The sequence below is a fragment of the Anabaenopsis arnoldii genome (assembly GCF_028331025.1).
Lineage (GTDB): Bacteria > Cyanobacteriota > Cyanobacteriia > Cyanobacteriales > Nostocaceae > Anabaenopsis > Anabaenopsis arnoldii.
The window spans coordinates 1-3,460 of record NZ_JAQMUH010000165.1 but is presented as its reverse complement, the minus strand read 5'-3'; the positions used below and the strand labels follow the sequence as shown (position 1 = coordinate 3,460).

Sequence of the window (3,460 nt, the reverse complement as noted above, 5' to 3'; positions counted from 1 at the left end):
TCTTTAACGGTGCCATCGGGATAAACTAGTATACCATTGGGTAATTTAAAGTCCAATTCGGGAATTAGTAAAAAGTCTCTGGGTTGGCAATATTCATTTAAGAGGTTTTGAAAAGCCACGCGAATAGAAGATTCTTTGCGGGAACAGCCAAACTGAATAATTTTGGCTACTTCTGCTTGGTACTGGCTAATCAAAAGTCTGGACATGGGGAAACTAGGGGATATACAAGGGCAGAAATTTCAATATAGAGGATAGCAGACAGTGATTTAGCAGACAGTTTATTAAAATTTATACAAGTGTAAATAACTTTAAGTTAGAATAACTGTAAGTTTGTCATCTACCCTAGGGTAGAGATATAGATCCGGGGTTGGTTTTGCTGTAGGTGAGAAGATTTTGCCTTTAAGTTTCACACTTTGGTAAGATACCAAGAGACGATCATGAAGCTTGATTGGGTAGCTCCGTCAAATCTCTAATCTAAGGTAAATTATATCTAAAATTAAGTGATTCAAGTTTGAAGATCACAATTTTCCTAACAACAGAGGTATCAAATGGAACTGACAATTGAAAACGTCGAAACAGTTTTAGATGAAATGCGCCCTTACCTCATGTCTGATGGGGGTAACGTGGAACTGGTAGAACTGGAAGGACCAATTGTGAAACTGAGATTACAAGGTGCTTGTGGTTCTTGTCCCAGTTCCGCCATGACCTTGAGAATGGGTATTGAACGTCGCCTTAAGGAAATGATTCCGGAAATCGCAGAAATTGAGCAAGTAGTTTAGTGTCTGGGGTGATGGGGATGGGTATTTCCTTGTCCCCATTACCCAGACCCCATTCTGTATATACCATAATTCACTATGTCTCATCCATTACACATCGCTTTTATTTGGCATCAACACCAGCCGCTGTACAAGTCCCCTAACAGCGGCGTTTCCCTTTCTACCAGTCAGCATTATCGCCTACCTTGGGTGCGATTGCATGGCACTAAAGATTATTTAGATTTAATATTAATTCTGGAAAAATATCCGAAATTACACCAGACAGTAAATTTAGTCCCGTCATTAATTTTACAACTGGAAGATTACATTGCTGGCACTGCTTTTGACCCCTATCTCACGGCGAGTTTAACCCCAGATGCACAGATAACTGACCAACAACGGGAATTTATTATCCAACACTTTTTTGATGCTAACCATCATACCTTGATTGACCCCCATCCCCGTTATGCCGAGTTGTATTACCAAAGACAGGAAAAAGGGCAAGATTGGTGTTTAGCTAATTGGCAGTTAGCAGATTACGGCGATTTACTGGCTTGGCATAATCTGGCGTGGATTGATCCCCTGTTTTGGGATGACCCGGAAATTGCCGCTTGGTTAAAACAAGGACGTAATTTTACCTTAAGCGATCGCCAGCGCATATATACCAAACAGAGGGAAATTCTCAGCCGGATTATCCCCCAACACCGGAAAATGCAAGCATCCGGACAGCTAGAAGTCACCACCACCCCCTACACTCACCCCATTTTACCCTTACTAGCTGATACCAAATCAGGGCGAGTAGCAGTACCCGAAATGAGACTACCTCACCAGCGGTTTAACTGGCCCCACGACATTAAGCGCCACTTACAAAAGGCTTGGGACCTATACACAGACCGTTTTGGGCAAGAACCACGGGGTTTATGGCCTTCAGAACAATCAGTCAGCCCGGAAATTTTGCCATATATTATTAAACAAGGCTTTAAGTGGATTTGCTCAGATGAAGCAGTTTTAGGGTGGTCGCTGAAACACTTTTTTCACCGGGACGCAGCCGGAAACGTCCAGGAGCCAGAACTATTATACAGACCCTATCGCTTGGCAACTCCCGCCGGTGATGTAGCAATTGTGTTTCGTGACCACAGACTATCAGATTTAATTGGCTTTACCTACAGTTCCATCCCCCCCAAACAGGCCGTAGCCGACCTAGTGGGACACCTGCAAGCGATCGCGAAAATGCAAAGAGAAAGCCACAGCGAAGAACCTTGGCTAGTTACCATTGCCTTAGACGGAGAAAACTGCTGGGAATTTTATCCCCAAGACGGTAAACCCTTCCTAGAAGCATTGTATCAAACCCTCAGCAACGAACCCCATCTTAAACTCGTCACCGTCTCAGAATTTCTCGAACAATTTCCCGCCACTACCACTATTCCCGCCGAACAGCTACATAGTGGTTCTTGGGTAGATGGTAGCTTTACTACCTGGATTGGTGACCCTGTAAAAAATCGTGCCTGGGACTACCTAACCCACGCCAGAGAAACCCTCGCCCAACATCCCGAAGCCACCGAAGAAAACAACCCAGAAGCATGGGAAGCCTTATATGCCGCCGAGGGTTCCGATTGGTTCTGGTGGTTTGGCGAAGGACATTCTTCAAATCAAGATGCCATATTCGACCAATTATTTCGGGAACACCTATTAGGAATTTACACAGCCTTAAATGAACCAGCACCCTCTTATCTCCAGAAACCTCTAGAGATTCACGCAGCCCGAACCGACCATAAGCCACAAGGGTTTATTCATCCGGTCATTGATGGTAAAGGTGATGAACAGGACTGGGACAAAGCCGGACGCATAGAAATCGGCGGGGCGCGGGGAACCATGCACAATAGCAGCGTCATTCAGAGACTCTGGTATGGCGTAGATCACCTAAATTTCTATGTGCGGGTGGACTTTAAAAATGGCGTTATCCCCGGACGAGATTTACCTCAAGAGTTGAATTTGTTGTGGTTCTATCCCCATAGAACAATGCACAATAGCCCCATCATCATGGCAGATATCCCAGATATCCCCCCCCTTAACTACCTGTACCACCACCATCTAGAAATTAACTTACTCACCGAATCAATTCAGTTTCACGAAGCCGGAGAACACCATCAATGGTATCCCCGTTTTAGCCGCGCCCAAGTCGCTTTCAAGAATTGCTTAGAAATTGCCGTACCGTGGGCTGATTTGCAAATTTCCCCAGATTATCCCGTGCGTCTGATTTTACTACTGGCTGATGAAGGATGTTTCCGCGACTATTTGCCAGAAAACGGTTTGATTCCCATTGAAGTCCCATAAATCTCAACTTTCCCTAAGAGGATGTTTGATAAGTTTTCCACAAGTAACTTTTATCTTAGGGAACAGGGAACAGGGAACAGGGAACAGAAAACAGGAAGGATTGGGAAGGATTGGGGAACACACCGAACACACCCAACACACCCAAAACAATCAAATCCAGTCCCCTCCCCTGACAAGGACAAGACAAGGTGGACAAGGTGGACTAGGTGACAAGGGAGAAAAACAGTACAAAGTCTGTATTCTTAGTAAGAAAAATAGCCCATTAAAAGACCATTGTCCGGATAAAATCTTCCTTGTCCACTTTCCTTCCTTGTCTTCGGTGGTCTTGCCTTCACAGATCATATTAAAAACCTACCCTTGTAAGGAGAGGG

3 protein-coding genes are annotated in these 3,460 nt (G+C 44.6%); 2 read left to right on the top strand and 1 reads right to left on the bottom strand.

What is annotated here, in order from left to right:
* The coding region (locus tag PN457_RS14755; protein ID WP_271734138.1) for a hypothetical protein at positions 1 to 206 on the bottom strand (206 nt) is incomplete at its 3' end.
* 342 nt (positions 207 to 548) lie between these two features.
* Between PN457_RS14755 and PN457_RS14750 the strand changes: the two genes are divergently transcribed.
* Both PN457_RS14750 and PN457_RS14745 read left to right on the top strand, forming a co-directional pair.
* Positions 549 to 779 carry a NifU family protein gene (locus PN457_RS14750; RefSeq protein WP_271734137.1) on the top strand — a complete coding sequence of 77 codons (231 nt, stop codon included), beginning with the start codon at positions 549 to 551 and terminating at the stop codon, positions 777 to 779.
* A 75-nt stretch (positions 780 to 854) separates the two neighbouring features.
* Positions 855 to 3,089 carry a glycoside hydrolase family 57 protein gene (locus PN457_RS14745; protein WP_271734136.1) on the top strand — a complete coding sequence of 745 codons (2,235 nt, stop codon included), beginning with the start codon at positions 855 to 857 and terminating at the stop codon, positions 3,087 to 3,089.
* Positions 3,090 to 3,460: the final 371 nt, after the last annotated feature.

Excerpts from the sequence above, each read along its gene's own strand:
- PN457_RS14750 (WP_271734137.1), top strand. The coding sequence starts at position 549 with ATGGAACTGACAATTGAAAACGTCGAAACAGTTTTAGATGAAATGCGC.
- PN457_RS14745 (WP_271734136.1), top strand. The coding sequence starts at position 855 with ATGTCTCATCCATTACACATCGCTTTTATTTGGCATCAACACCAGCCG.